The 24,766-nt window shown below is 69.8% G+C and carries 25 protein-coding genes; 11 read left to right on the top strand and 14 right to left on the bottom strand.

Features of this window, described 5'->3' with window-relative positions; translation table 11 throughout:
• Window positions 1–5 precede the first annotated feature (5 nt).
• Complete coding sequence (locus tag ACZ61C_RS28595; protein ID WP_465310932.1) at window positions 6–1,589, bottom strand: FMN-binding glutamate synthase family protein; 1,584 nt, start codon at window positions 1,587–1,589, stop codon at window positions 6–8.
• A gap of 688 nt (window positions 1,590–2,277) precedes the next feature.
• Window positions 2,278–2,460 carry a DUF4383 domain-containing protein gene (locus ACZ61C_RS28590; RefSeq protein WP_465310931.1) on the bottom strand — a complete coding sequence of 61 codons (183 nt, stop codon included), beginning with the start codon at window positions 2,458–2,460 and terminating at the stop codon, window positions 2,278–2,280.
• A 351-nt stretch (window positions 2,461–2,811) separates the two neighbouring features.
• Here ACZ61C_RS28590 and ACZ61C_RS28585 point away from each other — a divergent pair, with 351 nt between their 5' ends.
• The 3 genes from ACZ61C_RS28585 to ACZ61C_RS28575 all read left to right on the top strand — a co-directional run bounded on the left by ACZ61C_RS28585 (window position 2,812) and on the right by ACZ61C_RS28575 (window position 4,752).
• Window positions 2,812–3,675 carry a manganese catalase gene (locus ACZ61C_RS28585; protein WP_465310930.1) on the top strand — a complete coding sequence of 288 codons (864 nt, stop codon included), beginning with the start codon at window positions 2,812–2,814 and terminating at the stop codon, window positions 3,673–3,675.
• A 191-nt stretch (window positions 3,676–3,866) separates the two neighbouring features.
• On the top strand, window positions 3,867–4,421 hold the full coding sequence (locus tag ACZ61C_RS28580) for a hemerythrin domain-containing protein (protein ID WP_465310929.1): 555 nt from the start codon (window positions 3,867–3,869) through the stop codon (window positions 4,419–4,421).
• Between the two features lie 64 nt (window positions 4,422–4,485).
• The gene (locus ACZ61C_RS28575) at window positions 4,486–4,752 is read left to right on the top strand and encodes a hypothetical protein (RefSeq protein WP_465310928.1); all 267 of its coding nucleotides are present in this window, start codon (window positions 4,486–4,488) and stop codon (window positions 4,750–4,752) included.
• Between the two features lie 47 nt (window positions 4,753–4,799).
• Here the strand turns inward: ACZ61C_RS28575 and ACZ61C_RS28570 are convergent, their stop codons facing one another.
• Entirely contained in the window at window positions 4,800–5,267 is a 468-nt protein-coding gene (locus tag ACZ61C_RS28570; protein ID WP_465310927.1) for a DUF4383 domain-containing protein, read from the bottom strand.
• 296 nt (window positions 5,268–5,563) lie between these two features.
• A complete protein-coding gene (locus ACZ61C_RS28565) occupies window positions 5,564–6,781 on the bottom strand; it encodes a glycosyltransferase (RefSeq protein WP_465310926.1) in 1,218 nt (405 codons plus the stop codon).
• Between the two features lie 327 nt (window positions 6,782–7,108).
• Between ACZ61C_RS28565 and ACZ61C_RS28560 the strand changes: the two genes are divergently transcribed.
• A complete protein-coding gene (locus ACZ61C_RS28560; protein WP_465310925.1) occupies window positions 7,109–7,855 on the top strand; it encodes an ANTAR domain-containing protein in 747 nt (248 codons plus the stop codon).
• Window positions 7,852–8,106, top strand: coding sequence for a hypothetical protein (locus tag ACZ61C_RS28555; protein WP_465310924.1), 255 nt, complete (start codon window positions 7,852–7,854; stop codon window positions 8,104–8,106). The genes ACZ61C_RS28560 and ACZ61C_RS28555 overlap by 4 nt, the downstream gene beginning before the upstream one ends.
• 3 nt (window positions 8,107–8,109) lie before the next feature.
• Here ACZ61C_RS28555 and ACZ61C_RS28550 read toward each other — a convergent pair whose 3' ends face one another.
• The 3 genes from ACZ61C_RS28550 to ACZ61C_RS28540 all read right to left on the bottom strand — a co-directional run bounded on the left by ACZ61C_RS28550 (window position 8,110) and on the right by ACZ61C_RS28540 (window position 9,290).
• Entirely contained in the window at window positions 8,110–8,277 is a 168-nt protein-coding gene (locus ACZ61C_RS28550) for a hypothetical protein (protein ID WP_465310923.1), read from the bottom strand.
• A 98-nt stretch (window positions 8,278–8,375) separates the two neighbouring features.
• On the bottom strand, window positions 8,376–8,585 hold the full coding sequence (locus ACZ61C_RS28545; RefSeq protein WP_465310922.1) for a hypothetical protein: 210 nt from the start codon (window positions 8,583–8,585) through the stop codon (window positions 8,376–8,378).
• 30 nt (window positions 8,586–8,615) lie between these two features.
• Window positions 8,616–9,290: a GAF and ANTAR domain-containing protein gene (locus ACZ61C_RS28540; protein WP_465310921.1), complete on the bottom strand. Its 675-nt coding sequence runs from the start codon at window positions 9,288–9,290 to the stop codon at window positions 8,616–8,618.
• A gap of 513 nt (window positions 9,291–9,803) precedes the next feature.
• Between ACZ61C_RS28540 and ACZ61C_RS28535 the strand changes: the two genes are divergently transcribed.
• Window positions 9,804–10,616 carry an ANTAR domain-containing protein gene (locus tag ACZ61C_RS28535; RefSeq protein ID WP_465310920.1) on the top strand — a complete coding sequence of 271 codons (813 nt, stop codon included), beginning with the start codon at window positions 9,804–9,806 and terminating at the stop codon, window positions 10,614–10,616.
• Here ACZ61C_RS28535 and ACZ61C_RS28530 read toward each other — a convergent pair.
• Window positions 10,555–11,916 (bottom strand): alpha/beta hydrolase fold domain-containing protein, encoded by a 1,362-nt coding sequence (locus tag ACZ61C_RS28530; RefSeq protein WP_465310919.1) that lies wholly within the window; start codon window positions 11,914–11,916, stop codon window positions 10,555–10,557. The genes ACZ61C_RS28535 and ACZ61C_RS28530 overlap by 62 nt on opposite strands.
• Before the next feature lie 115 nt (window positions 11,917–12,031).
• Here ACZ61C_RS28530 and ACZ61C_RS28525 point away from each other — a divergent pair, with 115 nt between their 5' ends.
• The 3 genes from ACZ61C_RS28525 to ACZ61C_RS28515 all read left to right on the top strand — a co-directional run bounded on the left by ACZ61C_RS28525 (window position 12,032) and on the right by ACZ61C_RS28515 (window position 14,872).
• Window positions 12,032–12,586, top strand: coding sequence for a dihydrofolate reductase family protein (locus ACZ61C_RS28525; RefSeq protein WP_465311147.1), 555 nt, complete (start codon window positions 12,032–12,034; stop codon window positions 12,584–12,586).
• A gap of 307 nt (window positions 12,587–12,893) precedes the next feature.
• Window positions 12,894–13,859: an RHS repeat-associated core domain-containing protein gene (locus ACZ61C_RS28520; RefSeq protein ID WP_465310918.1), complete on the top strand. Its 966-nt coding sequence runs from the start codon at window positions 12,894–12,896 to the stop codon at window positions 13,857–13,859.
• Window positions 13,860–13,969: 110 nt separating this feature from the next.
• A complete protein-coding gene (locus ACZ61C_RS28515; RefSeq protein WP_465310917.1) occupies window positions 13,970–14,872 on the top strand; it encodes an IS5 family transposase in 903 nt (300 codons plus the stop codon).
• A gap of 638 nt (window positions 14,873–15,510) precedes the next feature.
• Here ACZ61C_RS28515 and ACZ61C_RS28510 read toward each other — a convergent pair.
• The 4 genes from ACZ61C_RS28510 to ACZ61C_RS28495 form a co-directional block, all read right to left on the bottom strand.
• A complete protein-coding gene (locus ACZ61C_RS28510) occupies window positions 15,511–16,734 on the bottom strand; it encodes a cytochrome P450 family protein (protein ID WP_465310916.1) in 1,224 nt (407 codons plus the stop codon).
• 395 nt (window positions 16,735–17,129) lie between these two features.
• On the bottom strand, window positions 17,130–18,185 hold the full coding sequence (locus tag ACZ61C_RS28505; protein ID WP_465310915.1) for an alpha/beta fold hydrolase: 1,056 nt from the start codon (window positions 18,183–18,185) through the stop codon (window positions 17,130–17,132).
• Between the two features lie 11 nt (window positions 18,186–18,196).
• Entirely contained in the window at window positions 18,197–19,456 is a 1,260-nt protein-coding gene (locus ACZ61C_RS28500; RefSeq protein WP_465310914.1) for an esterase/lipase family protein, read from the bottom strand.
• Window positions 19,457–19,713: 257 nt separating this feature from the next.
• Window positions 19,714–20,655: a LysR family transcriptional regulator gene (locus tag ACZ61C_RS28495; protein ID WP_465310913.1), complete on the bottom strand. Its 942-nt coding sequence runs from the start codon at window positions 20,653–20,655 to the stop codon at window positions 19,714–19,716.
• Window positions 20,656–20,744: 89 nt separating this feature from the next.
• Here ACZ61C_RS28495 and ACZ61C_RS28490 point away from each other — a divergent pair, with 89 nt between their 5' ends.
• Together ACZ61C_RS28490 and ACZ61C_RS28485 are read left to right on the top strand one after the other, a co-directional pair.
• A complete protein-coding gene (locus ACZ61C_RS28490) occupies window positions 20,745–21,695 on the top strand; it encodes a M64 family metallopeptidase (RefSeq protein ID WP_465310912.1) in 951 nt (316 codons plus the stop codon).
• Window positions 21,696–21,861: 166 nt separating this feature from the next.
• Window positions 21,862–22,704 (top strand): hypothetical protein, encoded by an 843-nt coding sequence (locus ACZ61C_RS28485; protein ID WP_465310911.1) that lies wholly within the window; start codon window positions 21,862–21,864, stop codon window positions 22,702–22,704.
• A 225-nt stretch (window positions 22,705–22,929) separates the two neighbouring features.
• On the opposite strand, the gene ACZ61C_RS28480 is transcribed toward ACZ61C_RS28485, so the two are convergent.
• Together ACZ61C_RS28480 and ACZ61C_RS28475 are read right to left on the bottom strand one after the other, a co-directional pair.
• Window positions 22,930–23,100 (bottom strand): hypothetical protein, encoded by a 171-nt coding sequence (locus ACZ61C_RS28480; protein WP_465310910.1) that lies wholly within the window; start codon window positions 23,098–23,100, stop codon window positions 22,930–22,932.
• A gap of 40 nt (window positions 23,101–23,140) precedes the next feature.
• Window positions 23,141–24,184, bottom strand: a complete 1,044-nt coding sequence (locus ACZ61C_RS28475) for a TSUP family transporter (protein WP_465310909.1) — start codon at window positions 24,182–24,184, stop codon at window positions 23,141–23,143.
• Between the last annotated feature and the right edge of the window lie 582 nt (window positions 24,185–24,766).

Raw genomic sequence — 24,766 nt, 5'->3', positions numbered from 1 at the left:
GTGGGTCAGACGGTGAAGTGGTCGGGGTCGGCCGCGGCCCAGTCGCTCGCCCACGTCTCGGGCGGTTCGGACAGCAGCTGCTCGGGCTTGAGCCAGTCATAGAGCTCGGTGTAGGAGAGGACCTGGTGCGGGTCGACGCGGCGGCGCAGCATGTGCGGCCGCAGCTCGGCGGGGAACCGGACACCCATCGACGCCATGATCTGCTGGGCGCCCGCAACGGTGGACCGCTGGAACCGCTCGACGCGCAGGGACTTGTCCGCGACGTCCAGCGCGCGGGCACGGCGGGGGTCCTGGGTGGTGACCCCGACCGGGCAGGTGTTGGTGTGGCAGCGCTGGGCCTGGATGCAGCCGACGGCGAACATCATCGCCCGCGCCGCGTTGGTGTAGTCCGCGCCCTGCAGCAGTCGTTTGACGATGTCGGCGCCGGTGGCGACCTTGCCGCTGGCGCCGAGCTTGATCTTCTCGCGCAGCCCGGTGCCGACCAGTGCGTTGTGGACGGTGATGAGCCCTTCGGTCAGCGGGGTCCCGATGTGGTCGGCGAACTCCAGCGGTGCGGCGCCGGTGCCGCCCTCGGCGCCGTCGATGATGATGAAGTCCGGCGTGACGCCCTCGGCGAGCATGGCCTTGCAGACCGCGAGGAACTGCTGTCGCGAGCCGAGGCAGAGCTTGAACCCGGCCGGTTTGCCGCCGGCCAGCTGCCGCATCTCGGCGACGAACCGGACCAGCTCGCGTGGTGACGAGAAGACCCGGTGGTACGGCGGGGAAATGACGGTCTGTCCTTGCGGAACATCGCGGACGCGGGCGATCTCCGCGTTCACCTTGCTGCCGGGCAACACACCGCCGATGCCGGGTTTGGCGCCTTGGGACAGCTTCAGCGACACGCACTTGACGGCGTCGTGGGCGGCTTTGTCGGCGAACTCGGTCCTGTCGAAGTCGCCGTCGGAGGTCCGGCAGCCGAAGTAGCCGGTGCCGATCTCCCAGACGATGTCGCCGCCGTGGCGCAGGTGGTACTCGGACAGGCCGCCTTCGCCGGTGTCGTGGGCGAACCCACCGAGTGCGGCGCCTTTGTTGAGGGCCAGGATCGCGTTGGCGGACAGGGACCCGAAGCTCATCGCCGAGACGTTCAGCAGGGCCATGTCGTAGGGCTTGGTGCAGTCCGGGCCGCCGATCCGGATCCGGGGCGGGTCGTCCGGGGCCTCGACCGGCGCCATGGAATGGACGAGGGATTCGTAGCCATCGGCGTAGACGTCGCGTTCGGTGCCGAACGGCTCTTCGGCGTCGGTGCCCTTCGCCCGCTGGTAGACGATGCTGCGGATGTCGCGGTCGTAGGGGCGGCCGTCGAAGTTGCGCTCGATGAAGTACTGCTGCAGTTCGGGTCGCAGGGCTTCGAGCAGGAATCGCAGGTGCCCGAGCACGGGGTAGTTGCGCAGGACCGAGTGCTTGCGCTGCAAGAGGTCCCAGCACCCGATACCGGCGAGCACCAGCAGGGGCACGGCGAGCAACCACCACCACGGGCCGGTGAACACGGCGAGCGCGACGGCGCCGAGCGCGAGCAGGGTGAGCACGCCGACCGCACAGAATCTGAGCACGACCCGAAGCTAGCCGTGTCGCCACGCCGATGCAGGCCGAGCGCACCGATCGTGGCGGTCACGACGTCGATGGGGCATTCGTCCACCCTTGCGCGCGTGGCGGACGTCAGACGACGAGCTGGGCCGTTCTGGCGCCGGTGTTGGGGGTGGCGAGCCGACAGGCAGCGAGGCGACGGGGGGAAGCGAGGGTCGACGCCGAGCGCGATCGGCGCGCGGGAGATTGCGGACTGGGCCTGGCGTGATGCGTCGACCTTGCGGCAGCCGGCGGGGTAGATCAGCGCCTTGGACGACCTGGATGTGGCGGGCCGTGAGAGTGCCGACCGGCTCGGTGACGTCGGTGACGAGACGGTCCAACTGCGCCGGGACGCGGCCGGGCACCGTCGCGGTTACGCCACCTGACACCGGCACCTCGCGCGCACGCCAGGGGGAGTGGCGCTCGTGGACTCGGTGCACGGCATCGCCGCGGCTCTGCCGAGCTGACGAATTCCCTGGAGCCCGACGAAGCGCGGGAGCACCTTTCGGGCATGGCGTTCCGCGGATCCAGCGGGAGAGGGTGGTCGAAGTCGCCGAACTCGTCGGCGTACGCGCGAGGCGCCGCGCGATCCGGTTCGACACGCGGGGCGGGACGTCGGCAGGCTCTGGGGGGGGCGACCGCCGACGTCCCTGGTGACCACGCTCTGCGTGGTGGCTAGCCGAGCCCGGGACCGCGAGCCGCCTGTCGCCGCGGAGTACGGGCCGCGCGGGCGGTGAGCAGACCGACAGCGATCATGCCGACACCCAGGCCGAGGTGCAGCCAGTTGTCTGCGGTGTTCACCGGGACGAAGTTGGCGTCACTGCTGTGGTCGACGAGCAGCCCGTACAACCAGAGCACCAGGTAGAGATGCCCGGGACGAAACCGAGCACACCGACCAGCAGGAAGACCACTGCGACACCACCCGCGGCGACCTGCACGGGCGTCCGCGTGCGTGCGGGTGAAGCTGTTGGCATGGTTTTCCCCTTCCGTGTCGACGTGTCCGGCAGACCGGGAGCGGTCCGTTCGGCGGTGGAACCCATACGGTCGGCATACCCGGACAGGTGACCGATAAGCGCCCGCCACTACGGGAAAGAATTCGTGGCGCGGCGCGCAAATCAAGTCGTCTTCGCGCGGTTAACCGATCGCCGACCGGGAACGTCTCCGCAGCCGCTGGCCCCAGCGGAGCCACTTGCCCAAGGGAGGAAAACCGTGTTCCGTCATACGAAGCTGCTGCAGTTCGAAGCCAAGCCCGAAAAGCCCGACCCCGTCTACGCCCACAAGCTCCAGGAGTTGATCGGCGGCGCGTTCGGCGAGATGAGCGTGACGATGCAGTACCTGTTCCAGGGCTGGAACTGCCGCATCGAAGGCAAGTACAAAGACCTCCTCATGGACACCGCCACCGAGGAGATCGGGCACGTCGAAATGCTCGCCACGATGGTCGCGCGCCTCCTCGAAGGTGCTCCGGCGACCATGACCGCCGACGCCGTCAAGGACCCGGTCATGGCCGCCACGCTCGGGGGCATGGACGTCCAGCAGGCCATCGTCGGCGGGGGTGGGGCGCTCCCGGCCGACAGCAACGGCTATCCCTGGAACGGCCGGTACATCGTCGCGTCCGGCAACCTGCTGGCCGACTTCCGCGCCAACGTCGCCGCCGAAGCCCAGGGCCGGTTGCAGACCGCCCGGCTCTACAACATGACCGACGACCCCGGAGTGAAGGCGATGCTGCAGTTCAACCTCGCCCGCGACACCGTGCACCAGAGGCAGTGGCTGGCCGCGATCGAAGAGCTGAAGGCCGACGGCCTCGAGGACGAGATCGTGCCCGACGCTCTGCTCGACGAAGAAGACCAGACGCACAACAACACCATCTGGCACCTCTCGGACGGCCCGGACGGCGCCAAAGGCGGCTGGACCACCGACGCGGGTATCGAGTACCTCATGGAGCCCGAACCGCTCGGTGGTCCGGGCACCGCGCCGAAGCCCGATCCTGCGCTCTACGGCACCTACGCGCCGCTGCAGAACGCCAAGGGCACCGCGAAAGGCAAGGCCAAGGCGACGAAGAAGAAGCTTTCCTGAACGACAGACCCGTACCGGCGGCGGACGGCCGTGCACCGGCTCCGCCGCCGGCCGGCTTCGGTCGTGCGCAAGCTCACTCGACGAAGGCGCTGTTCGTTTGCCGGGAACGCGCGCGGGTACCGGACGAACAGGCGGCAACCCGAATTTCTGCTGTGCTCGCGGCATCAACCCCGTTCCGACAAGGAGTTCCCATGGCGGACCACGACGAAGACGTCATCGCATTGCTGCAGCGGCAGCACCGGGAGATCCGGGCGATGTTCGCCGAGCTTGAAACTGCGCCCGGCGACCGGCGGAAAGAGGTCTTCCGCGGTCTCGTGCGCCTGCTGGCCGTGCACGAAACCGCGGAAGAAGAGGTCGTGCACCCCGAGATCCGTGACATCGAACCGGCGGCGGAGACCGTCGTCGAGGCTCGGCTGGGCGAAGAGCGCCGGGCCAAGGAGCTGCTGACCACGTTGCAGAAGATGGGGCCCGACGCCGACGGGTTCGACACGCTGCTCGTCCAGCTGCGCGAGGACGTGCTCGCGCACGCGGAACACGAAGAGCGCGAAGAGTTCCCGTTCCTGCGCGCGCACCACACGACGGAGCGGTTGAAGGCGATGGCGGTGACGGTGCGGCTGGCCGAGGCGGTGGCGCCGACGCGACCGCACCCGGGTGTGGAGAGCGCGAAGGCCAATCTGCTGCTGGGCCCACCGGCGGCGATTATGGACCGGGCGCGCGACGTCATCCGCACCGCGCTCGGGAAGTGACCACGTCGGCCTCGTCCGAAAGCGGATTACGCGTTTCATCGCCACCTGGACTCCGCGGTCTCCCGTGGCAGCGGTCATTGTCCTGCACAGCGAGGGCGACGACGTCCGCTGGGCCTTGGGCCAAATCCGCGAGCAGCTGCCGCAGCGTCGTCGCGCTGGCACCGTGGTCCACCCGCAGAACGGCGACCTCGACGCGGCCGGCCGCCCGGTGGTGTTCGTGCACGCCACAGCCGATCGCATCGCGGTTCGGGACGACCGGCACGCCATCACCGGACTTTCTGACGGACTGGCCGCTCGTTTCGCGGTGGCGGCCCTGCGCGGGGAGCAGTAAGAGTGCGTGGTGGTCGATTCGGGCGGCCGTCGCCCAGCTCCGGCCGGTCAGTGGCCCTGGATCTCGGGCTCCGGATAACGGCCCTCGGCGCGATCGCGGGCCGTTGTCGCCACGCCCGCTGCGATCATTGCGAGGCCGAGACCGAGGTGCAGCCAGTCATCCGCGTTGTCCACCGGGATGAAGTTGGCCGGGGTGTCGTGGTTCATCGCCAAGCCGAAGACGAACAGCAGCACGTAGACACCGCCGCCGATCATCAGGAAGGCCCGCGACACGCCGTTGCGTCGCGCGGCCAGCACACCGAGCGCGCCGAACAGCAGGTGCACCAGGTTGTGCAACACCGAAACGGTGAACACGCCGAACAGGCTCGCGCCGGAATGCGGCCCGGCGAACCGCAGATCGGCGTACGCGGTGGTGATCCCGGGGACGAACCCCAGCACGCCGACCACGAGGAAAACCACACCGAACAGCAGAGCGCCGGTCCGGGCCGCGCTCCGCCGCGAATGAACTTGCACCATGAGGACCTCCGAGAATCCGGGAGTCCAGCGGCTACCCGTGGTGCTCGGCGGTAAACGAGACCGGTTCGTTCGACTCACCGCCGCGGACGCAGGCTGAAGCGGCCGCCGGAGAGTTGGCTGGGGGACGTGGGCGCCACGCGCCGGAGTGACCGGCTCCCGGGATTCGAGTGCGCCCGCCCCGCAGCAGGAACCACCCGGGCTGACCGGGGACATTGAGCCGCTGCCCCGGGACACGATGGCGACTACGAGGGGCGCGCGGCAGTACATCGGCTGAGCGAGCGCGCCCCGGCACCCGGTCAGCCGACCTGCGTCCGGCTGCCGGTGACGACGGTTCCGGGCACCAGGTGCTGGTAGGCCCGAAGCGTCTGCACGGCGACGTGGTCCCAGGAGTAGCGAACCTCGGCCCGGTCGCGGCCCGCGGCCCCGTATGCGTGCCGTAGACCGAGGTTGCCGAGCAGGAGCCGCAGCCGTACCGCCAGCTCGGCCGGCTTCCTCGGCCGCACCAGAAGGCCGGTGACGCCGTCCACGACGGAGTCGGTGAGGCCGCCGACCGCGGTCGCGACGACCGGCACCCCGCACGCCATCGCTTCCAGGGGCACGATCCCGAACGGTTCGTACCACGGGGTGCACACGACGGCGTCGGCCGAGCGCAGCAAGGCCGGCATGCGTTCCCGGACGACCTGCCCGGCCCAGCGCACCCGGTCGCCCACTCCCAGCCGGTCGGCGAGCGCACGAAGCCTGCGGGCCTCGGGGTCCTCGCCCAGCCGGCCCCGCTCGGGCCCGCCCGCGATCACCAGTTCGGTGTCCGGCACCCGCACCAGAGCGGTGATGGCGACGTCGAAACCCTTTCGCGGGACCAGCCTGCCGACGGCGACCAGGCGGTGGGGCGCGTGCCGTCGCGCGGCCGGACCGTCCGGGGTGAACCGCCGCAGGTCGACGCCGCCGGGCACGATCGAGGTGCGGCCACGCGGTACCCCGATCCGGGACAGCTCGAGTACCTCGTCGGAGCACGTGGCGATCACCCGGCCGGCCTGCCTGCCGACCATCCGCTCCAGTCGGGTCCGCTCGGCCGGGCTGGTGTCAGCGTCACCTTGGTAGCGCTTCTTCACCGCACCGAGCGCGCGGAAGGTCTGGGCGAACGGGGTCCCGGTGGCACTCGCTGCCAGAGCCGTCGCGATGCCGGACATCCAGAAATGCGCGTGCGCCACGTCGGGCCGCTCGTGGGCCCAGCGGTCACGCAGGAACGCCCCGAACTCGCCCATGTACGGCAGCAGGCTGTCCTTCGGCTCCGGTCGCGCCGGTCCCGCGGGCACGTGCACCACCCGGAACCCCCGCCGGGTGCTCACCTCGTGGGCCTGGTCGGGGCTGTCTCGCCGGGTGTAGACCGTCACCTCGTGGCCGGCGCGGCCCAGTGCGGCGGAGAGTTCGGCGACGTGCACGTTCTGCCCGCCGGCGTCCGTTCCGCCCAACGCGGCCAATGGGCTGGCGTGTTCCGAAACCATGGCGATCTTCACCGTGGGTGGATCCCTTCGGTCAGCGGACCGGCTCGGTGAGCCGGCCCCACGAGTTCAAGAAGGCGTCCAGCCCGTGACTTTTCAGGGCGTGTTCGGGTGCGTTCCAGCCGGTGAGTGCGGCGCCGTGCGATCTCGTCGTGCTCCGGCGAGCGACTCGAGCAGTTCGTGCTCCGGGTCGGCATGATCTGGTTGTTTCCCGGAACCCGCTGGATAAACGCCCGCGGTGGAAGGTCGTCGGCGGTCACCGCACCGCGACCGGCCGTCCGGTGGCCTGGGGCCATGGCGCGTAGGCTGGTCATTTCATCGGTCTGCACGGGAGGAGCGATCGTGGATCCGGTGCACGACGTGGGCGCGGCTCTGCTGGATTTCACGAACTCCCTGGAGCCCGACGAACCCCGGGAGCACCTGCTGGGCCGCGTGGCGAGCCGGATGGTGGAGGTCGTGCCCGACGCCGACGGGGTGACCGTGACGCTGTACGACCGCGATGTCCCGGCGACGGTCGCGGCGACCGAACCGTCGCTGGAGGCTCTGGACGACGCCCAGTACCGCGCCGAGGACGGGCCGTGCCTGCAGGCCGTCCGAAGCGAGTCGGTGGTGCGGACCGAGCTCGACCAGGACCCGCTCCGCTGGCCGAACCTGCTGGAAACCGCCTCCGAGCACGGGGTTCGCACCTCGTTGTCGTGCCCGTTGTTCGTCGCCGAGGACGGCCCGGCTGCGCGCCGCCGGGCCAGGGAGCTCGGCCTGGCTGGGGCGATGAACGTCTGGAGCCGGCGCGTCGGCGCGTTCGACCCGGTCAGCGCGGCCGTGGTCGCGATGTTCACCTCGGCCGCGGCCGCCGTCATCCTGACCGCCGCGCGGTGGCGAGCCGCCGAGGCGCAGGTCCGGGGCCTGCTGGCCGCGCTGGAAAGCCGTGACGTCATCGCCTCGGCGAAGGGCATCATCATGGCCCGCCTCGACGTCGACCAGGAAGCCGCGTTCGCGTGGCTGACCGACGTCTCGCAGCGGACGAACCGCAAGGTGCGTGACCTCGCCGCGATGATCGTCGCCGACCCCGGCGCGGTCCGGTTGCCGTGACGCATCGGCACGGTGCTCCCGGCGAGGGGGAGACGGCGGCGCGGGAGCTGCTGGAGCGACTGCGGTTGCGGGCGGCCGTGAACGAGGCCGTCGGGATCCTGCAGTCCCGGCAGGTGTGCGGCGTGCAGCAGGCTCGCGACGACCTGTGCCGGCACGGCGTTTCGACGCAGGGCGCCGAAGCCCGCCGCGTGATCGCGGCGGTCGATGCGGCCGCGGACGGCCAGGCCGACCCGGACGGCCGCTGGGACTGAGCCTCAGGCGATCGCGCGCAACTCCGCCGCGGTGAGGCTGCCGTCGGTCAGGGAGTGGGTGATCCGCCGCAAGGGGGTACCGGTCCGCGCGCTGTGAGCCGACTCCGGGTCGACGGCCAGGGACGCGGCCACGATCCCGATGGCCTGTCCGACGCTGATCCGGTCGTTCAACGTCGTCAAGGTGCGCTCGGCGAACCGTTCCGGCCGCCGTTGGTCGTGTTCCTGGGACAGGCCCAGCGTGGCGAGGTCGGCAAAAGCCTGGCCTTGCTTCAGCTGCCGCTCGTCCAGCGCAGGGGGAACGCGTGGATCGCGCGGAAGCCCGCTGTGGTGGCGGCCGCGGCGAAGTCCGGCCACCGGCCGTTCGGTTCGGCGAGGTCGGTGCTGCCAGTGACGTGCGAGGCGGCGAGGAGAGTGGTGAGCGCCACGACGCTGCCCTCGAAGGGGGCCGCGGACGGCGAGGTGCTCACAGCGGTCGGCATGCGGTCCTCTTGGTGGTGCGCAACGTGGGCTCAGCGGGCGTCGAAGCGCAGCTGACGCTGGAGAACCGCGTCGGCGACTTCGTGCAGCGGGAGGTGGTGGGAGAACGCGTGGGCGCGCAGCCGGAGCAGTGCGTCCTCCAGGCTGACTCGCAGGTCGACCGCGATCATGCCGGTGGCGATGTGCACGCTCTCGTAGAAGTCGGGCACCTCCCTGGCCGAGGCGTCGTTGTCGAACAGCACCGCGGTGGTCGCCAGCTCGGCGAGCGTGGCGGCGTCGGCCAGCAGGGGAGGGCCGAGCGGGCCGGGGCGGCGCCGGTAGAGGGAGAGCACGCCCATGCGGATGGCTCCCGCTTGCAAGGGAAAGGTGAACGTGGCGGCCACTCCGGCGGCGGTGGCGTCGCCGACAAAGCCGGGCCAGCGCTCTTCGGCTTCGATGAGGTCGCTGACGAGGACGGGGCCGCCGGTGGCGAACGCGGTGGGGCCGGGGCCTTCGCCAGTGGTCACCTGCAGTTCTTCGAGCGACGCGGCCCAGTCGTCGCTCGCGGCGGCCAGCGCCTTCGACCGCTTGTCGAGGTGCAGGGTCACGGCGGCTCCGTCGATGTCGAGATCGCGCACCGCGATCGCGCAGACTGCCACGGCCGCTCCGGCGGACAGGTCGTGCTCGGCCAGCGCTCGCCGGAGCCGATCGTGGCGTTTCCCGTCCACCCTGCCGCGACCTCCACGCTCACCTGCGGGCTTTGCCCGAGCTGCCACACCGATTCTGACGCATCCCGGACCCCCGCGCGAGAGACGTGAGGCGGCGGCGGGCCTGCATGGCATCGCCGCCTCGGGGTGGCCCCGTCAGCTCGTCGAGACGCTCGTTCACGGCGGACACGAACGTCATCCGGTGGCTCCCGCTCGTGGGCCGCGCGCAGCGTCCGAAAGTTCTCCCGGAACAGGTCCGCGCGTACGCGATCTTCGCCAGAACTTCTTCCGCGGCAGCAGCAATCCGGCCGCCCGGGCGGCCACCGCGGCGAGTTCGTGGTCCAACGGCATGGTTGCCGACCTGTTCTGCGACGACATGCGCGCTGAATACCATCCGGCCCGCGCGTCCAAACTCGCGCTGCGGCACCGGGTTGGCGGACACGCGACGGGGGTACGCCACCCAGGACGGGTGGGGTGCCTGGTTCAGCCGGTCACGTGGCGACGCCCGGGCCGATCGGAACGAGGTGGTGCGGGATGACCGAGGGAAACGACGTCCGGCAGCAGGATCTGCGAGATGAACGAGCCGCGTTCGCCGCGAGTGGCGGTGACGGTGGCGGTGACGGCTTGGCGGGACCGCTGGCGCGGGAGTTCGCGACGCTGACCGGGCGGCTGCTGACGGCGTCGACGGTCGGCGAGGTGCTCGAACAGGTCGTGGCGGCCGCTCACGGCGTCGTGCCCGGTGCCGACCTGGTGTCGGTGACCCTCCGCTCACCGGAGGGCAAGTACTTCACACCCGTCGAAACCGATCCGGTGGCCTCCGAGCTGGACCAGGTCCAGTACGACACGGGCGAAGGCCCTTGCGTGGAAGCGTCCCGCAGGGACGGCCCAGGCCACATCCGGTGCGACGATCTGGCAGCGGAGCCGGCGTGGCCCCGGTTCGGCCCGCGTGCCGCCGATCGCGGGTTCACGGCCGTCCTGTCGACCACGTTGCTGCCCTTCGACGCCCCAGCCGGCAACGGCGGCGCCTTGAACATCTACTCGCGCCTGCCCGAGGTGCTGGACGAGCGTGCGCGGGACACGGCACTCCTGCTGGCGTCTTGCGCATCGCTGGCTTTGGCCGGCGTGTCGGCCAGGACGCAGGCCGAACTGCAGGCGGAAAACCTCAGGCGCGCGATCGAAAGCCGTGACGTCATCGGGCAGGCCAAGGGGATCCTGATGCAGCGTCGCGGCATCAACGCCGACGAGGCGTTCGACCTGCTCCGCCGCACCTCCCAGCAGCTGAACGTCAAACTGGCCGAACTCGCCCATACCCTCGCCACGCGGCACACCGAACTCGACCTGCCCTGAGACGCACGGAATCGACGCGGCCACCCGGCACGCCGGGCTGTCGCGATCGAGCCGGCGGGGCAACCTCGCGGCAGTGGTGGACGGCGGCGCGGTCACACCGTCCGGCGCGTGGGGTCCGAGCAGCGGGTGGATCTCGGGGATGCGCTGCGGACGTAGGCGCCGATTCGAGCGAGCGCGTCAGCGGCTTCGGGCAGGAACGACCAGTACAGCTGGAAACTTGGGCGGTCACCGGGTAGATCTCCAACCGGACGTCGACGCCGTGGGCCCGCGCGTGCCCGGCCAGCCGTTCCGCGTCGGGCAGTCCCTCGTCGTCGGCGGCGGCCTGGATGAACAGCGGCGGCAGACCGCTCAGGTCGGCGTGCAGCGGATCGACCAGGGGGTCGTCGACGGGATGGCCGTCGAGGTAGCGGGCCATCCCGAGGGCGGCGCCCTGCCGGGTGGCGCTGGGCGCGGGGCGGACCGGCAACGAGCCCGCGGCGCTCACGTCGACATACGGCGTGAACAGCACACTCCGCGCGGGTAGCGGCCGGCCTCGTTCCTTGAGGCGTAGCAACAGCGAAAGGGCGAGTCCGGCGCCGGAGGTGTCCCCGGCGAGCACGACGTCCTGCGGTGACGCACCCTGGCCGGTCAGCCAGGTGTAGGCGGCTTCGGCGTCGTCGACGGCCGCCGGGAACGGGTGTTCGGGGGCCAGCCGGTAGTCGGGGGTGAGCACCCTGCCGCCGGAGGCCTCCGCGAGCGCGCCGGCCAGGGAGCGGAAGCCGAACGCCGAACCGGTGGTGTAGGTGCCGCCGTGCAGGAGCACGGTCCAGGTGGTGCCCGGGGTGGCCGGGCCGGCCACCAGGCCCGGCACGCCGCCGGCGTTGACCGGGGTGAAGGTGATGTCCGGCGCGAGGGGCAGCAGCGCGTAGTGCCGCTCGGCCGCCGTCCGCAGCGCGTCGACGTCGGCGTAGGTCAGGTCGGCGAACGGCTCGCCGAGGCGCCGGACGCGCGCGGCCAGCTCCCCGCCGACCGAGCGCGTGGCGGTCACGGCGTCGTCGATGTCGCGCAGCACGTCCGGCACCCGGTTGAGCAGGGTCTGCCCGGCGAGCGTGAGGGCGACGTTCTGGGTGGAGCGCCGCAGCAGCACGCAGCCCAGTGCCCGTTCGAGCGCGGTGATCTGGCGGCTGAGCGTGGACTGCGACACGAACAGGCGGGTCGCCGCGCGGCCGAAGTTGAGGTCTTCGGCCACCGCCACGAAGGCACGCAGGTGCCTCAGCTCCAGGCCGTCCGGTGCGTCGGCGCGGATTCGTTCGTCGGTCACGTGCGGATTCTGCATCACGTTCTTGCGGAACGCGGCATTCCCCTGGGTCCGGCGATCCGGCACCGTGGTTTCAGGTCATCATCGCAGTCCGAAAGGGAGCGAACCCGTGCGCAAGATGTTCTCCTTCATGGCGGTCAGCGCCGACGGCTACCACGCCGACCCCGGTCGTGGCCTTGCCTGGCAGACCTTCGGGCAGGAGTTCGCCGACTACTCGGTGGAGCAGCTCGACGAGGTCGACACGCTGGTGCTCGGCCGTACGACGTACGCCGAGCTCGCCGCCTACTGGACGGGCGACCTCGGCGCGAACTTCGACCAGCGCATCGCCGGCCGGATGAACACCCTGGCCAAACTGGTCGTCTCGCGGCAGCTGGACACCGTCGCCTGGGCGACGTCGCCGATCGAGCTGACCACGACCGACGAACTGGCGCGGTTCAAGGACAGCCCGGGGAAGGACATCGCGATCCTCGGCAGTTCCACCCTCACCGTCGCGCTGCTGCGTGCGCACCTCGTCGACGAGGTACGCCTGATGGTCAATCCGGTCATCCTCGGCGGCGGCCTGAGGGTGTTCGCCGACGCTGAAACCGTGCCGCTGGAACTGACGCGGGTGCGCCCGTTCCAGTCCGGCAACGTGCTGCTGTACTACCGCCCAAAAGCGCACACCGGCAAGTGAGTGGTCCGGCAAAACCCGGAGCGCGGTGTCCGCGCGCCCGCTACGTGGTCGGCCGGGGCGGCTGCGTCCCGGTTCAAGGCAGCCTGGGACGCGTCGAGGCCATACAGTACGTCGCGGGATCGCTGTGCGCTCAGAACGCTTGATCAGGGGCCGTTGCACCCGGGTCTCGCGGCTCAAAGGGTACGTGGGGTTGTAGATCAGCTCAGTCCTCGGATATACACGTACCCGCACGGGGACAGGCACTCACAGCGACTGCCTCTTTTTGTTGTCGTAGACCACCTGTAGGCCCAGGTCGCGGTAGACCTGCGTGATCCTCTCCGGGGGCCCGCGAGTTCACGGCTACGACAACGCCGACCACCGCACCTCCGCGACCTTGCCCGGCGGCACCACGCAGACCATCGGCCTCGACAAGGCCGGCCGGCAGACCGCGCTCACGGTCAAGAACTCCGCCGGCAGCACGCTGCTGTCGACGACCTACCGCTACACCAAGGCCGACGGCACCGACACCGGGCAGATCCAGTCCCGCACCGACGCCTCCGGCACCGCGGACAACACCTACGACGGGTTCGGCCGCCTCACCAAAGCCGGTTCCCGCACCTACAGCTACGACAACGCCGGGAACATCACCGCCGGCGACGGCCGCACCTCGGTCACCTCGGGGACCAGCACGCTATTCAGCGCCTCCTACGACACGCTGGACCAGACTCAGCCCGCGTCGGTCACCGAGCGGTCCGGCTCGAGCAACTTCACCCACGGTTTCACCCGCACCGCGCTGGGCATCTCCCGGACCGTGGACAACGGCGCCTGCACCAGCTACGCCCACGACGTCGACGGCAACCTCACCTCGTTGCTCGACGCGGCGGGCAAGCACCACAACGCCGTCACCGACTACCAGGGGAGTGTCCTGGCCCTGGTCGACGACTCCGGCGCGGTGACCGCGAGCTACACCTACACGCCATACGGGTTCAACACCAGCGTCACCGGCCCGGCCGCGGCGGCCAACCGGCTGCGGTGGCTGGGCAGCTACCAGCTGGCCGGCAGCGAGTACCTGACCGGCTACCGGCACTACAATCCGGCCTATGCGCGGTTCACCCAGCCGGACCCCACCGGTCAGGAAGCCGACACCTACGCCTACGGACAGGGGATCCGGTCAACCATAGCGATCCGACGGGTAGTTCCATTCTTTCTACTCAGCTTTCGACGATCGTCGGTTATGCGGCAGGAACAGCCGCTGCGGCTTTCGTCGCTGCTAGAGCCTGTTTCGATGCGCTGACCAGCGGCGTGTCTGGCTGGCGTTGTAGGTGCGGCGTGTCCTGGATCAAATAGACGAGGTCTCCGGTAGACCGATCAACGACCAAGCTGATCAAGAACACCGGAGACCTCGTGCCCAGCCTAGCGGCGACGGGGCGAGCCGACCTGACCGACGCGCAGTGGGCGATCCTGGAACCACTGCTGCCCGTCGGCAAGAAACCCGGCCGCCCACCCTTGTGGAGTAAACGCCAGCTCCTCGACGGCATCCGCTGGCGAGTTCGTGTCGGTTCGCCGTGGCGTGACATCCCACCCGCGTATGGCTGCTGGCAAACGGTCTATGGCTTGTTCCGGCGCTGGCAGCGCGCCGGTGTATGGGCACTGATCCTGGCCGGGTTGCAGACCCGGGCCGACGCCGCCGGGCTGATCACCTGGGAGGTGAGCGTGGATTCCACGATCAACCGGGCGCACCAGCACGCCGCAGGCGCCCGCATCGAGGGCGAGCTGCAGAAAGAACCGCCCGGCGGTGTCGGCGAGCCGGAACCGGCCGACCACGCGTTGGGCCGGTCGCGGGGAGGCTTCACGACCAAGCTGCATCTGGCCACCGAGCAAGGTCAGAAGCCGTTGTCGTTGCTGGTGACCGCCGGGCAGCGGGGTGATTCGCCGCAGTTCGAGGCGGTGCTGGCCAGGGTCCGGGTCGCCCGGGCTGGTGGTGGGCGTGCCCGGAGCAGGCCGGATCGTGTCTTGGCGGACAAGGCTTACAGTTCCCGTGCTAACCGGGCTTATCTGCGGCGGCGCGGGATCGCGTGCACGATTCCCCAGCCTGCTGATCAGGTCCGGCATCGCCGCAACCGGGGCCGGGCTGGTGGCCGGCCACCAGCGTTCGACCCGGAGATCTACAAGCAACGGCACGCGGTGGAGTGCGGCATCAACCGGCTCAAACGCAACCGAGGCGTGGCCACACGGTTCGACAAACTCGCGGTTCGCTACGAGGCGACCGTGCACGTCGCGGCGATCAACGAGTGGCTACGCCATTGAAACAGGCTCTAGCTGTCCGGTCACTGCCGGCCTCGGTTGCGCGGCTGGCGCGGCGGTTTTCGGCGGTTTGGTGGGCGGCGCGGGAGCCGCATTGGGATCGAAACTCGGCGGCGGCAGCACGAGCGACGTGGCCGCAGACGGCCTTGGCGGTGTGACCAGCGGACTTCTCGGCTCTGGTCTCATCGGCAGGGGAGCGCGAGCCGTAAAGAGCCTGTTCTGACCGAGCGAACGAGGAAGCAACAGATAATGACCAGCGACGAACGCAACGCCAGGCCGATCCGCGCCCGAGCGTATGTCGTCACCGGCTCGGCCATCCTAGCCGTGTACACACATCGGAAAGGACGGCAGTAAAAACGCCGGTTCGTGGCATCGGTGTCGTCGGCACTTCGCAGATTGATGCGGAGCTACGCCCGCAGGCCTATGTTGCCATTTGATCCTGCGGGCGAAGCTCAGCCGAGAACCGGCACAGACGACCACGGCGATCTTGCTGGACTGCCTGGAGCAGGCCGACCCGATGGATATCGGGTATCCCGGCCAGACCCCGAGTACCCTGATGCCGTCCGTGAATCGCTTGTCGCGGACAAGTACGGCTCGATGCTTTCTGTAACTGTCAGGCGTCCGGGTTCACGGTTCCGGTGTCAGCGAGGTGCGGGTCGGAGGTGGACGGGCAGGCTGGTGTGCCCGTTGGAAAGGAACGTGGGCAAGGTGGTCAGTTCCTCCGGCGGCACGGCGAGGGTCAGCTCCGGAAAGCGGTCGAACAGCGCCGGGAGCGCCACCTCGGCTTCGAGCCGGGCCAGCGGTGCGCCAGGGCAGTGGTGCACGCCGTAGCCAAAGGTGAGGTGCGGTGCGGCCGCACGGGTGATGTCGAACTCGTCGGCGGTGTCGCCGTGCTGGGCGGGGTCGCGCCCGGCGGCGCCGAAGCCGACCAGGATCGCGTCGCCGCGACGGATCACCGTGCCGTCCACCTCGATGTCCTCGACCGCGTACCGCAGCGGCGTGTACGGGATCGGCGCCTGCCAGCGCAGCGTCTCCTCCACCACGTCGGTCCACGAGCGTTGCCCGGACCGGACCAGGGCGAGCTGGTCGGGGTGGGTCAGCAGCGCGGTCACGGCGTGGTCGAGCAGGTTCACCGTGGTCTCGTGGCCGGCGGTCATCATCAGCATCATCGTGTCGACGAGCTCGGTTTCGGTCAGCGCGCCGTCCCGGTCGTCGCGCGCGGCGATCAGGGCACTGGTCAGGTCGTCGGCGGGCGCCGCGCGCTTCTGCGCGATCAGTTCGGTGAACAGGGCGTACGCCGCCGCCACGTTCGCCTGTGCCTGTTCCGCGCTGATCGCGCTGTCGAAGAAGGCGTCCACTACTTCGCGGATCCCGGCCCATTTGCCCTCCGGGATGCCGAACAGCCGGCAGATGACCTCGATCGGCAGCGGGTAGGCGTACCGCGCCCGCAGGTCGACGGGCGCGTCACCGGAATTCGCCTCGATCGCGTCAAGCAGGTCCCGGGTGATTTCTTCGACTTTCGGGCGAAGCGCCTCGGTGCGGCGGGCGGTGAAGGCGGCGGCCATCAGGGAACGCAGCCGCCGGTGGTCGGCTCCGTAGGCGGTGAACATGTTCCGGATCGAAACCCAGATTCGCAGCGGCCAGTCGTCGGCGATTTCCCCGTTGGTGAACGCGGGCCAGTGCTGCACCGCGTCCTTGGACACCCGAGGGTCGGCCAGCAGCCGGCGTAGGACATCGTTCCCGGTAGCGGCCCAGGCCGGAACGCCACCGGGCAGTTCGACCCGGGTGACCGGCCCCCGTTCCCGCAGGCGGGCGCCTTCGGCGTGCACGTCGGAAGCGTTGACGTCGAGCCTGATCGGCTCCATTCTCATTTCCCCCTGCCATTTCTCGCGTGGACCCCAGACTTCCGTTTCTCGTCGCGGTTTTCCCCTCCTCGGATCACCCGGTCAGCAGCATTAACCATGGTGCCACCGCGAGGAAGCGGCACGCGTGCCCTCATCGGGTGAAAAGCCGTTGGCCACTCGGCGCGAGGGGCAACTCGGTCTCGGACGCGGTATTAACCCACGGATCGCGAGACGCAATCTTGGAGCTGAGCGGTCGTCGCTCAGCTCGAATCGATCTTTTGAGTCGTGCCATTGCTCGCGTCGACGCCAGTAGCCGAGACGCACCTGCTGCCCTCGGCGCACACGGCGGATCGGAAGCGTGCTGGCCGTATAACGACCTATGCGGCGAGGCGGCGGACGACGGCGTCGGATGCTTGTCAGCCTTGAGCCAACACCTCGAGCAGCGCCGACGAGAACTCCTTCGGCTTCTCGATGTGCGGGCTGTGCCCGGTGTCGGCGATGACCACTTCGCGGTAGTAGCCGCCTGCCGCGGCGTAGCGGTCGAGGACGGCTCTGGTCTGGGTGACCATCGGCTGCGCGGGATGGGTGGCCTCGCCCGGCCAGCCGGGCACCGCGCCGAGCCGGCCGAGGTGGGCGAGATCGAACAGGGAGGTGTCGGACACGATCTGGTCGTCGGCTCCCCGCACCCAGAGGATCGGCGGCTTGCGCTCGATCGTGTCGAGGTCGTCGAGGCGGAAGTTACCGGGCGCCAGGGTGTTGAGCACGCCGCGGGTGCCCGGCGCGACGCCCGGCCACGCGTCGGTCGTGGTGGAGTCGCCGGGGTAGTGGTCGTCGCCGACCCGGGTGGTGAGCATCGACTCGACGAGGTCGTCGAGGCGGGCGGGGTGGAACGGCGGTTTGACGTAGAAGGCCAGCAGCACCTGTCGCGGGGAGAACGGCGACTCGTCCGAGGTGTCGCCGTCCTTGAGCCGGGCGACGAAGTCGGCGTTGGCGCCACCGCCGCCCGAGCCCGTGCCCGCCGCGTCGACCAGCTCGCCGTCCGCGCCCTTGGTGCCGCCGAAGCCGTAGGGCGAGACCGGGTTGACCAGTGTCACGGTCCGCGCGAGCCCGTGGTGCTCGCGCAGCAGCTGCAGCACCACGCCGCCGCCCAGGCTCCAGCCGACCAGGTGCACGGCGTCGATGCCCAGCGCGGCCAGCGTGGCGGCCACGTCGTCGGCGTAGTCGCGCACCCCCCGCGTCGCGTCCACCGGCAACGGGTCGGTTCCGCCGAAGCCGCGCAGGTCCACCGCGATCGGCCGGTACCGCCCCGGCAGGTCGAGCATCGCCTCCTGCCAGAAGGCGGAAGACGAGATGTTGCCGTGGACGAACACGACCGGCTCGCCGTGCTCGCGGCCCGCCACCTCCAGCACGTGCGCGGTCAGCCGGTCGGTCGGCACCTTCGCCGAGGTGATTCCGTCGAGAAGTGTGGTCACTATCGTCCCTTTCACGCCAGCCAGCTCGTCACCTGGGACATCGACGCCGACGCCCAGCCCAGCTGCAAGTGGTTCACCGAACCGACCAGCGCCGTCGCGGCGAGGTGGCCGATGCCGGTGCTGTCCAACGCGCTGGCTACGAACACGATGCCGTCGCTCGGGCCGCGGTTCTCGTTGAACACGCCGACGATGGTGGGCGAGCCACCGGCCAGCAGGTACACCGAGACACTGGCCGGGGTGCCGGCGGACTGGATGGTGGAGATCATCGACCCGGCGTCGATCGCGGCCTGGATGCCCGTCCCGTCGGTGTAGAAACCCTGGCCGCCGTAGTAGGTCGTGTACCAGTCCTGTTGCGAGCCGTCCACGCCGAACGCGCTGTCGAAGCGGGCCAGCATCTGCCGCTGCCCGGGGTAGGTGTCCCAGCCGGCGGTGGGGGTGATCGACAGTTCCGGGTGGTAGGTGTACCTGCCGTAACACGTCATCCTGGTGTGCGGGCTCGGCGCGTTGATGTTGACACCGCATTCCGGCCAGATCGACAGGTCGTGCGCGTAGCCGTGCGCGAACGGGTAGTCGTAGCCACCGTTCGGTCCGCCGAGGGTGATCAGCTTGCGCACGTCGCCGGCGTAGGCCCGTCCCCACGGGGGCTTCACCGAGGAGACGTACATCCGGGTGGACAGCTCGCCCTTGCTCCAGCCGACCAGGTCGACCTGGCTGACGCCCAGCCGTGACTTGATCAGCGCGATCGCGTCGCCGACCTGCTGCGCCTGCTGGCGGTTCTCGCCCTGCTTGTGCGCGAAGCCGATGGCGAACACCCGGTACCCGCGCGAGCTGAGGTACTGCATCAGCCCGGTCGACGGGCAGGTCGCCGAGCCGCACCCGAAGCCGCCGGACTCGTTCGGATTGGCCCAGGCCCGGTCGGGGTTGTCGTTGGCCCCGTGGACCAGCAGCACCGGCGTGGCCTTCGCGCCGGTCGACCAGCCGGGTGCGGAGTAGAGCAGGAACCGCGACGAGGACGGCTGCGCCACCCCGCCGAAGAAGGTCAGCCGCTGCCCGTCCTGGTTGCCCCGCCCGTCCGGCGGGTACTGCTCGTCGGCGAATCCCGGTGTGGTGTCGCGGTAGCGCTCGACCTTGGCCCACCCGTTGGCGACGGTGCTGAACGTCGCCTCGCCGGTCAGGTAGGCGGGAGCGGCCGCGGCGGCCGGAGGTGCCGGTACGGCGATCTCCACACCGAAGACGATGGCGGCAGCGGCCACCAGGCTGAGCAGGCGCACGACGGGCTCCTCACGACACCGGGGGAACTCCGCAACTATCGGCCATGGGGCGAGCCGGAGCAATGTGCGCCGGCAACATCCCGGTCGCCTCGGACATGGTCGTGGGCACCACATCGAGGAGTACGGTCGCGGGTCGCCGAAGCTGCTCGGTCCGGAGATCTCGGGGGAGGGCGGGCTGCCGCGTCGACGCACACGGTCGGGAGCTCACCGTAAAAAGCGCGTAGGCGCGCCGGATTGCTCGGCACCTCCCTCCATTCTCATCGGCCACGGCATGCCGACCACCGCCGGTACACCGCACTGCCGCCGATCCCGGCCCGGTGCGCGGCGACGGCTTCGGCGAACAGCTCGTCCGGTCGCTCACCGAAGATCCCGTCGTCTCGCCAGCCGATCAGGTACCGGATCCAGAGCGGATCCCGCTCGAGCCACCTGACCGTGATCTCGGCGGACTCCGGGAAGGTCGGCAGGCACGGGGACAACACCCGGTTGGTCACGATCAGGCGCCGAAGCGGCGTGACGTCCGCGCTGCGATGCGCCACGTTCGGCCGGAACCCGGCTCGTCGGCAGGCTTTTTCGAACGACTCCGGCCAGCCTGCACCGTCGGACGGGCCGAGGACCCACCGCTCGGCCGCCAGGTCCGGCAACGTCAGCCGCGCGCTGGTGGCCAGCGGGTGGTCGGCGGCCAGCGCGATGAACACCGGCTCCAGGGCGAGCTTGCGCAGGAACACCCCCGGTGGCGCGGCGAGGTGGTACCCCGGGTAGTCGGCCACCACCACCACATCGAGCTGCCCGGCCGCCAGCAGGTCCAGCAGCCGGCGGGGGGAGAACTCCGTCATCACCGAGACTTCCTCCTCGCCCCGGCCGAGACGTTCCGCCAAGTCGATCACCATCGACCCGGCGAAGCCGCCTACGGCCGCGCGCCGGGCCGAACCACGCGCCACCCACTGCCCGACGTCGGTCATCATCGTGCCGGCGGACGCGGTGATCGCCCGCGCGTGCTCCAGCACGCGGTCGCCGAGTGCGGTCGGTGTCACGCCGTTTCGGCCTCGCAGGAACAGGACACCGCCGAAGGCGCGTTCGATCCGCTGGACCGTCGCGGTGAGCGCGGGCTGGCTGGTGCCGGTCACCGCCGCCGCGCGGGTGATGCTGCCGGCATCGGCCACCGCACACAGCGCGCGCAGGTGCCGCAGCTCGATCTCCATCACCTGGACGTTATGGACAACTGGGAGGTCCCGGCAGCGACGAAAGTCGGCACCGTCGGACGTACTTCCCCCGTCCCCAGGGAGCACGCATGCGACACCGGGTTCCGCGGCCGGCGGCAGCCGCCGTCCTCCTTTCCGCCCTCCTGCCCGGCGTGGCCGGCGCGACCACGCCGGCGAACTTCACGACCTCGATGGAAGTGTTCGATCCCGGCGGTGGCATTCACCGCGTGCCGGTCACGAGACCTTCGTCGGATCGTGCGGCCGCCCCCTTCGGCGTCGACGGCAGTGCCGTGACGCCGGTCGAGACCCACGGTCCCAGCGCGAGCACGCTGGATCTCGTTTTCGTCGGTGACGGCTACACCGCGAACCAGCTGACGACCTATGCGCAGCACGTCCGGACCAGCGTTGCCGCGTTGTTCGCCATCGAGCCTTACAAGTCCTACCGTGGCCGGTTCAACATCTGGCGAGTGGACGTCGTCTCACCGGAGAGCGGGGTCACCAACGATCCGAAGGGTGTGCGTCGCAACACCGCTTTGGGAGCGTACTTCTGGTGCGGAAACGTCGAACGGCTCCTGTGCGTCAACGAAACCAAGGCCGAGCAGTACGCCGCCGCGGCTCCCGATGCGGACCAGGTCGTCGTGCTGGCCAACACCACGAAGTACGGCGGTGCGGGGGGCGAGGTGGCGACGGCTTCCGGCGGTAACGCCCAGTCGAACCAGATCGTGGCCCACGAACTCGGTCACTCCATCGGTGGTCTGGCCGACGAATACGACTACGGCACCTGTGATCCCCGGGAACCGCGCGAACCGAACGCTTCCACGTACACCGCGGCGCAGATGAAGGCGCAGGCGGTGAAGTGGTACGCGTGGCTGGGGAAACCGTCGCCCGACGGCGGCGTGGTCGGGGCTTACGCGGGAGCCAGGTACTGCGCGTCCGGAATGTACCGGCCCAGCGAAAACTCGATCATGCGCACCCTGGGAAAGCCGTTCAACCCGCCCGGCGCGGACGCGATGATCTCCGCGTTCTCCCGCGAGAAGTAGCCGAAACTCCACGGTGCGGACTTCCGCGCCCAGCCGGTCGAAAAAGATCCGCTGAAGCCGGCCCCTTTGATCCGGGTGGTCCTGTGCGCCCTCTTTTCCTGCGTTCCGAGCCGGTCCCGGGACCGGATCCGGTGCCATTCGATGCGTTTCGAGGCAAGGAGTTCCGATGCGAAAGACCTTTATCGTGCTCGCCACCGCAGTGCTGTTCGGCGCGTCGGCCACGTCGGTGGCCGCGTCCGTCTCCCCAGCAGCGGAAGGCACCTCCGTGGTCGGCGCGGTCGATGGCACCACCCAGGTCGCCGCCGCCGACCGGTTCCGGGAGATCCGGACCGGCCAGGCCGCCCGCCGCGCCCCGGCCGCCAGCATCCACGACGACTGGGGTGTCTACACCGGGGGCAGCGCGGTCACCGGGCAGGACGCGATCCAGTCGGCCTACAACGACCTGACCGTCTCCGGCGACACCCTTTACGCTCCGACGATGAAAGCCCCGAAGTCGTGCGTGGAACTGGTGACCGCCTACAACAACGGGGCCAGGCAGGTCTGGGCCTGGGACTGGTGCGTCGGCGTGAACGTCGCCAAGTCGGTCGACATCGACACCACTTTCCGCACCACCTACGTGACCTCGGTCAACGGGCACGACTCCTACCGCGGCAAGGTGGAGCAGACCGACGCGGGCACGAACACGTGGACCGCGTCGCTGTTCAACTACCGCGCCAACCGGTGGGACACCCTCTACTCCCAGAGGGGCACCGACCAGTCGCGGGACAACCGCAGCTGGAACATCTTCGAGGTCTACGCCAGCGGCAGCACCACCGCGGCCTACTGCACCGCGCTCGGCAGCCGGACCATCGAAAGCAGCAGCTACAAGATCAAGCTGAACGGCTCCTGGCAGGCCGCGGGCGCCGGCAACACCTCGGTGATGTCCAACTCGTCGACGGCGAACTTCCTGTGCCCGAGCCTGTCCCGCACCGTGGTGCACGCCAACGACCAGTGGCAGGTGCACCGCTGACCTCCCGCTACGGCGACGCCCCGTTTGCTGCCGGAGCCGCGGGCCGGTGCGGATCACCGAAGAGGGCCGGAGGTGCTCGCCGCCCCGCCGATGCGGGAGCTCAAGGCACCGGCCCGCCTCGGATCGGCGCCCTACCCGTTCGACCCGGCCACCGGCGCGGCCTTGCTTGGCTTGGTGCCCTGGGCCCCGACGATGTCGGCACGCTGACGAGATCGTCGCGCCCGGTCAGCCGGAAAACTCTTCCAGTTCCTCGGCGGAGAAGAAGTCCTGTGCGGTCCCGCCGACGCGTACCAGGTACTTCTCCTGCTTGGTGTCGAAGTGGACGACCGTGCCGACGTTCCCGGTCATCGTCTTACCGGTGATCCGGACGGTGTCGCCGATGTCGAAGGCAGCCATGCCGATGATGCTAGCCGGAGGCGCGGCCCCGGCCGATCGCTCAGCCCGGTGAACCCGCCGGCTGGCTCTGCCGTGGCGGCGAATAGCGCCGCACGCTCGTGAGCAGGCAGCAGGCGATCGTGACGAGCACCAGCACCGCGGCGGCCGTGAGCCTGGTCGCCGTGGTCATCGGGACCAGCAGCAGCGTGCTGACGAACTCGACGGCGATGAGGGCGAGCAGGATCCGCCGGATGGTCGTGCGGGTCAGCCGGGCGCAGATCACCGCGCCGACCGGCGCCCCGATGACCACGATCGGCGTCGCGGCGAGCCAGTAGTCGACGACCGGGCCGGTGAAGTCACCGACGAGGACCACGTGGGAGCCGAACGCGGCCAGCGAGACCGTGGTCATCAGGATCACCGTCGTCGGGGTGGCGACCTTCTCCGACACCCGGAACAGCAGCACGAGCACGATGAACATGACGGTGTTCTCACCGACCCCGACGAGGCCGCTCACGATCCCGCCGGTGAACCCGGCCGCCACGACCACGCTCGTTTCGAGCCGGCCGGTGACGGGGATGAACGGGTTGCGGGCGTGGCCCCCGCGTCGTTGCATCACGAGCAGGGCCAGCGCGAGGCTGGTGAGCAGGACGGTGAAGTAGGTGCGGATCTGGGGCAAGGACAGCAGCGGTGCGAGCACGGTGCTCGCGAGCACGACGCCGGTGACGCCCGCGGGGACACCGAGGCGCAACACCCGGCGTTCGACGGGGACGCGCATCCACAGGATCACGAGGCTGGCGGCGGTCATGCCGACGCTCTGGACGGCGTAGGTGAAGATCCGGGCGTCGGTGGCGGGGATGTGCAGGATCTTGGTGAACACCGGGAACGCGACGGCGCCGCCGCCTTCGCTGGTGCCGCCGCCGACGAGCGAGCCGAACACCATCGTGACGGCGACGGCCCACTGCCGTCGCAGCGCGTCGAACGCCTGGGTCCCGCCAAGTGCGAGCCAGCCGGCCCAGACCGCCGCGGCGAGGGTGAGCTGGACGCGCAGCACCGAGCGTGCGGAGCGGAGCCGGGCGGCGGGTTCGTCGAGTTCGAGCAGCGTCATGGCGTCACCGTCTCTTTTCCGCGCAAGGGAAATCAACGGCGTCACCGGAAGATCGCAGTAAGGGAGAAGAGCGGACGGCGCGCGCCGCGGACAGCCACCGAAGGCTCGGGAGCCGGTGCCGGTGGATTTACGGGCCGACATCGTCTGAGTGTCCAATGTGGACGTATTGTCGACTGGAACCGGTGTCGCATCGTGGCGTCGGCGGGTACCCGGCTGCGGGTTGTCCGATTTCCTGTCGATTGACCAGGCTGCTGCACTCTCAGTGACGCTCGAGGTGAGACTTGCGGCGATCCGGGCGACAATGCGGAGCTGTTGGTCCAATCTCCGACTCCTCGGGCAACTCTGTGCAACATCGTCATTCTCGACTCGGTCCCGCCAAGCCGCTGATCGGGTGATCATGATTCGTCCCGGTGTTCGGCTGGTCGTGATTCGTTGTGTGGTAGAGCTTTCGCGCGCTGCGGTGCCGGGCAGGTGGCGACGGGATTCGAAGCCGGGCCGGATGCCTGTCTGGACTAGACCATTGCTTTCGCTCGGCGTCGCGGGTTAGTGTCCGGATGATCGGGAGCCGCCCGCCGCGGTGTG

The sequence above is a fragment of the Amycolatopsis sp. NPDC104587 genome (assembly GCF_055583645.1).
This window is presented reverse-complemented; position numbering and strand designations above follow the sequence as displayed.

Coding starts and splice junctions, on each gene's coding strand:
- ACZ61C_RS28580 (WP_465310929.1), top strand. CDS start 3,867: ATGGCGGACCACGACGAAGACGTCATCGCATTGCTGCAGCGGCAGCAC.
- ACZ61C_RS28570 (WP_465310927.1), bottom strand. CDS start 5,267: ATGGTGCAAGTTCATTCGCGGCGGAGCGCGGCCCGGACCGGCGCTCTG.
- ACZ61C_RS28545 (WP_465310922.1), bottom strand. CDS start 8,585: ATGCCGACCGCTGTGAGCACCTCGCCGTCCGCGGCCCCCTTCGAGGGC.
- ACZ61C_RS28535 (WP_465310920.1), top strand. CDS start 9,804: ATGACCGAGGGAAACGACGTCCGGCAGCAGGATCTGCGAGATGAACGA.
- ACZ61C_RS28525 (WP_465311147.1), top strand. CDS start 12,032: ATGTTCTCCTTCATGGCGGTCAGCGCCGACGGCTACCACGCCGACCCC.
- ACZ61C_RS28510 (WP_465310916.1), bottom strand. CDS start 16,734: ATGGAGCCGATCAGGCTCGACGTCAACGCTTCCGACGTGCACGCCGAA.
- ACZ61C_RS28495 (WP_465310913.1), bottom strand. CDS start 20,655: ATGGAGATCGAGCTGCGGCACCTGCGCGCGCTGTGTGCGGTGGCCGAT.
- ACZ61C_RS28490 (WP_465310912.1), top strand. CDS start 20,745: ATGCGACACCGGGTTCCGCGGCCGGCGGCAGCCGCCGTCCTCCTTTCC.
- ACZ61C_RS28485 (WP_465310911.1), top strand. CDS start 21,862: ATGCGAAAGACCTTTATCGTGCTCGCCACCGCAGTGCTGTTCGGCGCG.
- ACZ61C_RS28480 (WP_465310910.1), bottom strand. CDS start 23,100: ATGGCTGCCTTCGACATCGGCGACACCGTCCGGATCACCGGTAAGACG.
- ACZ61C_RS28475 (WP_465310909.1), bottom strand. CDS start 24,184: ATGACGCTGCTCGAACTCGACGAACCCGCCGCCCGGCTCCGCTCCGCA.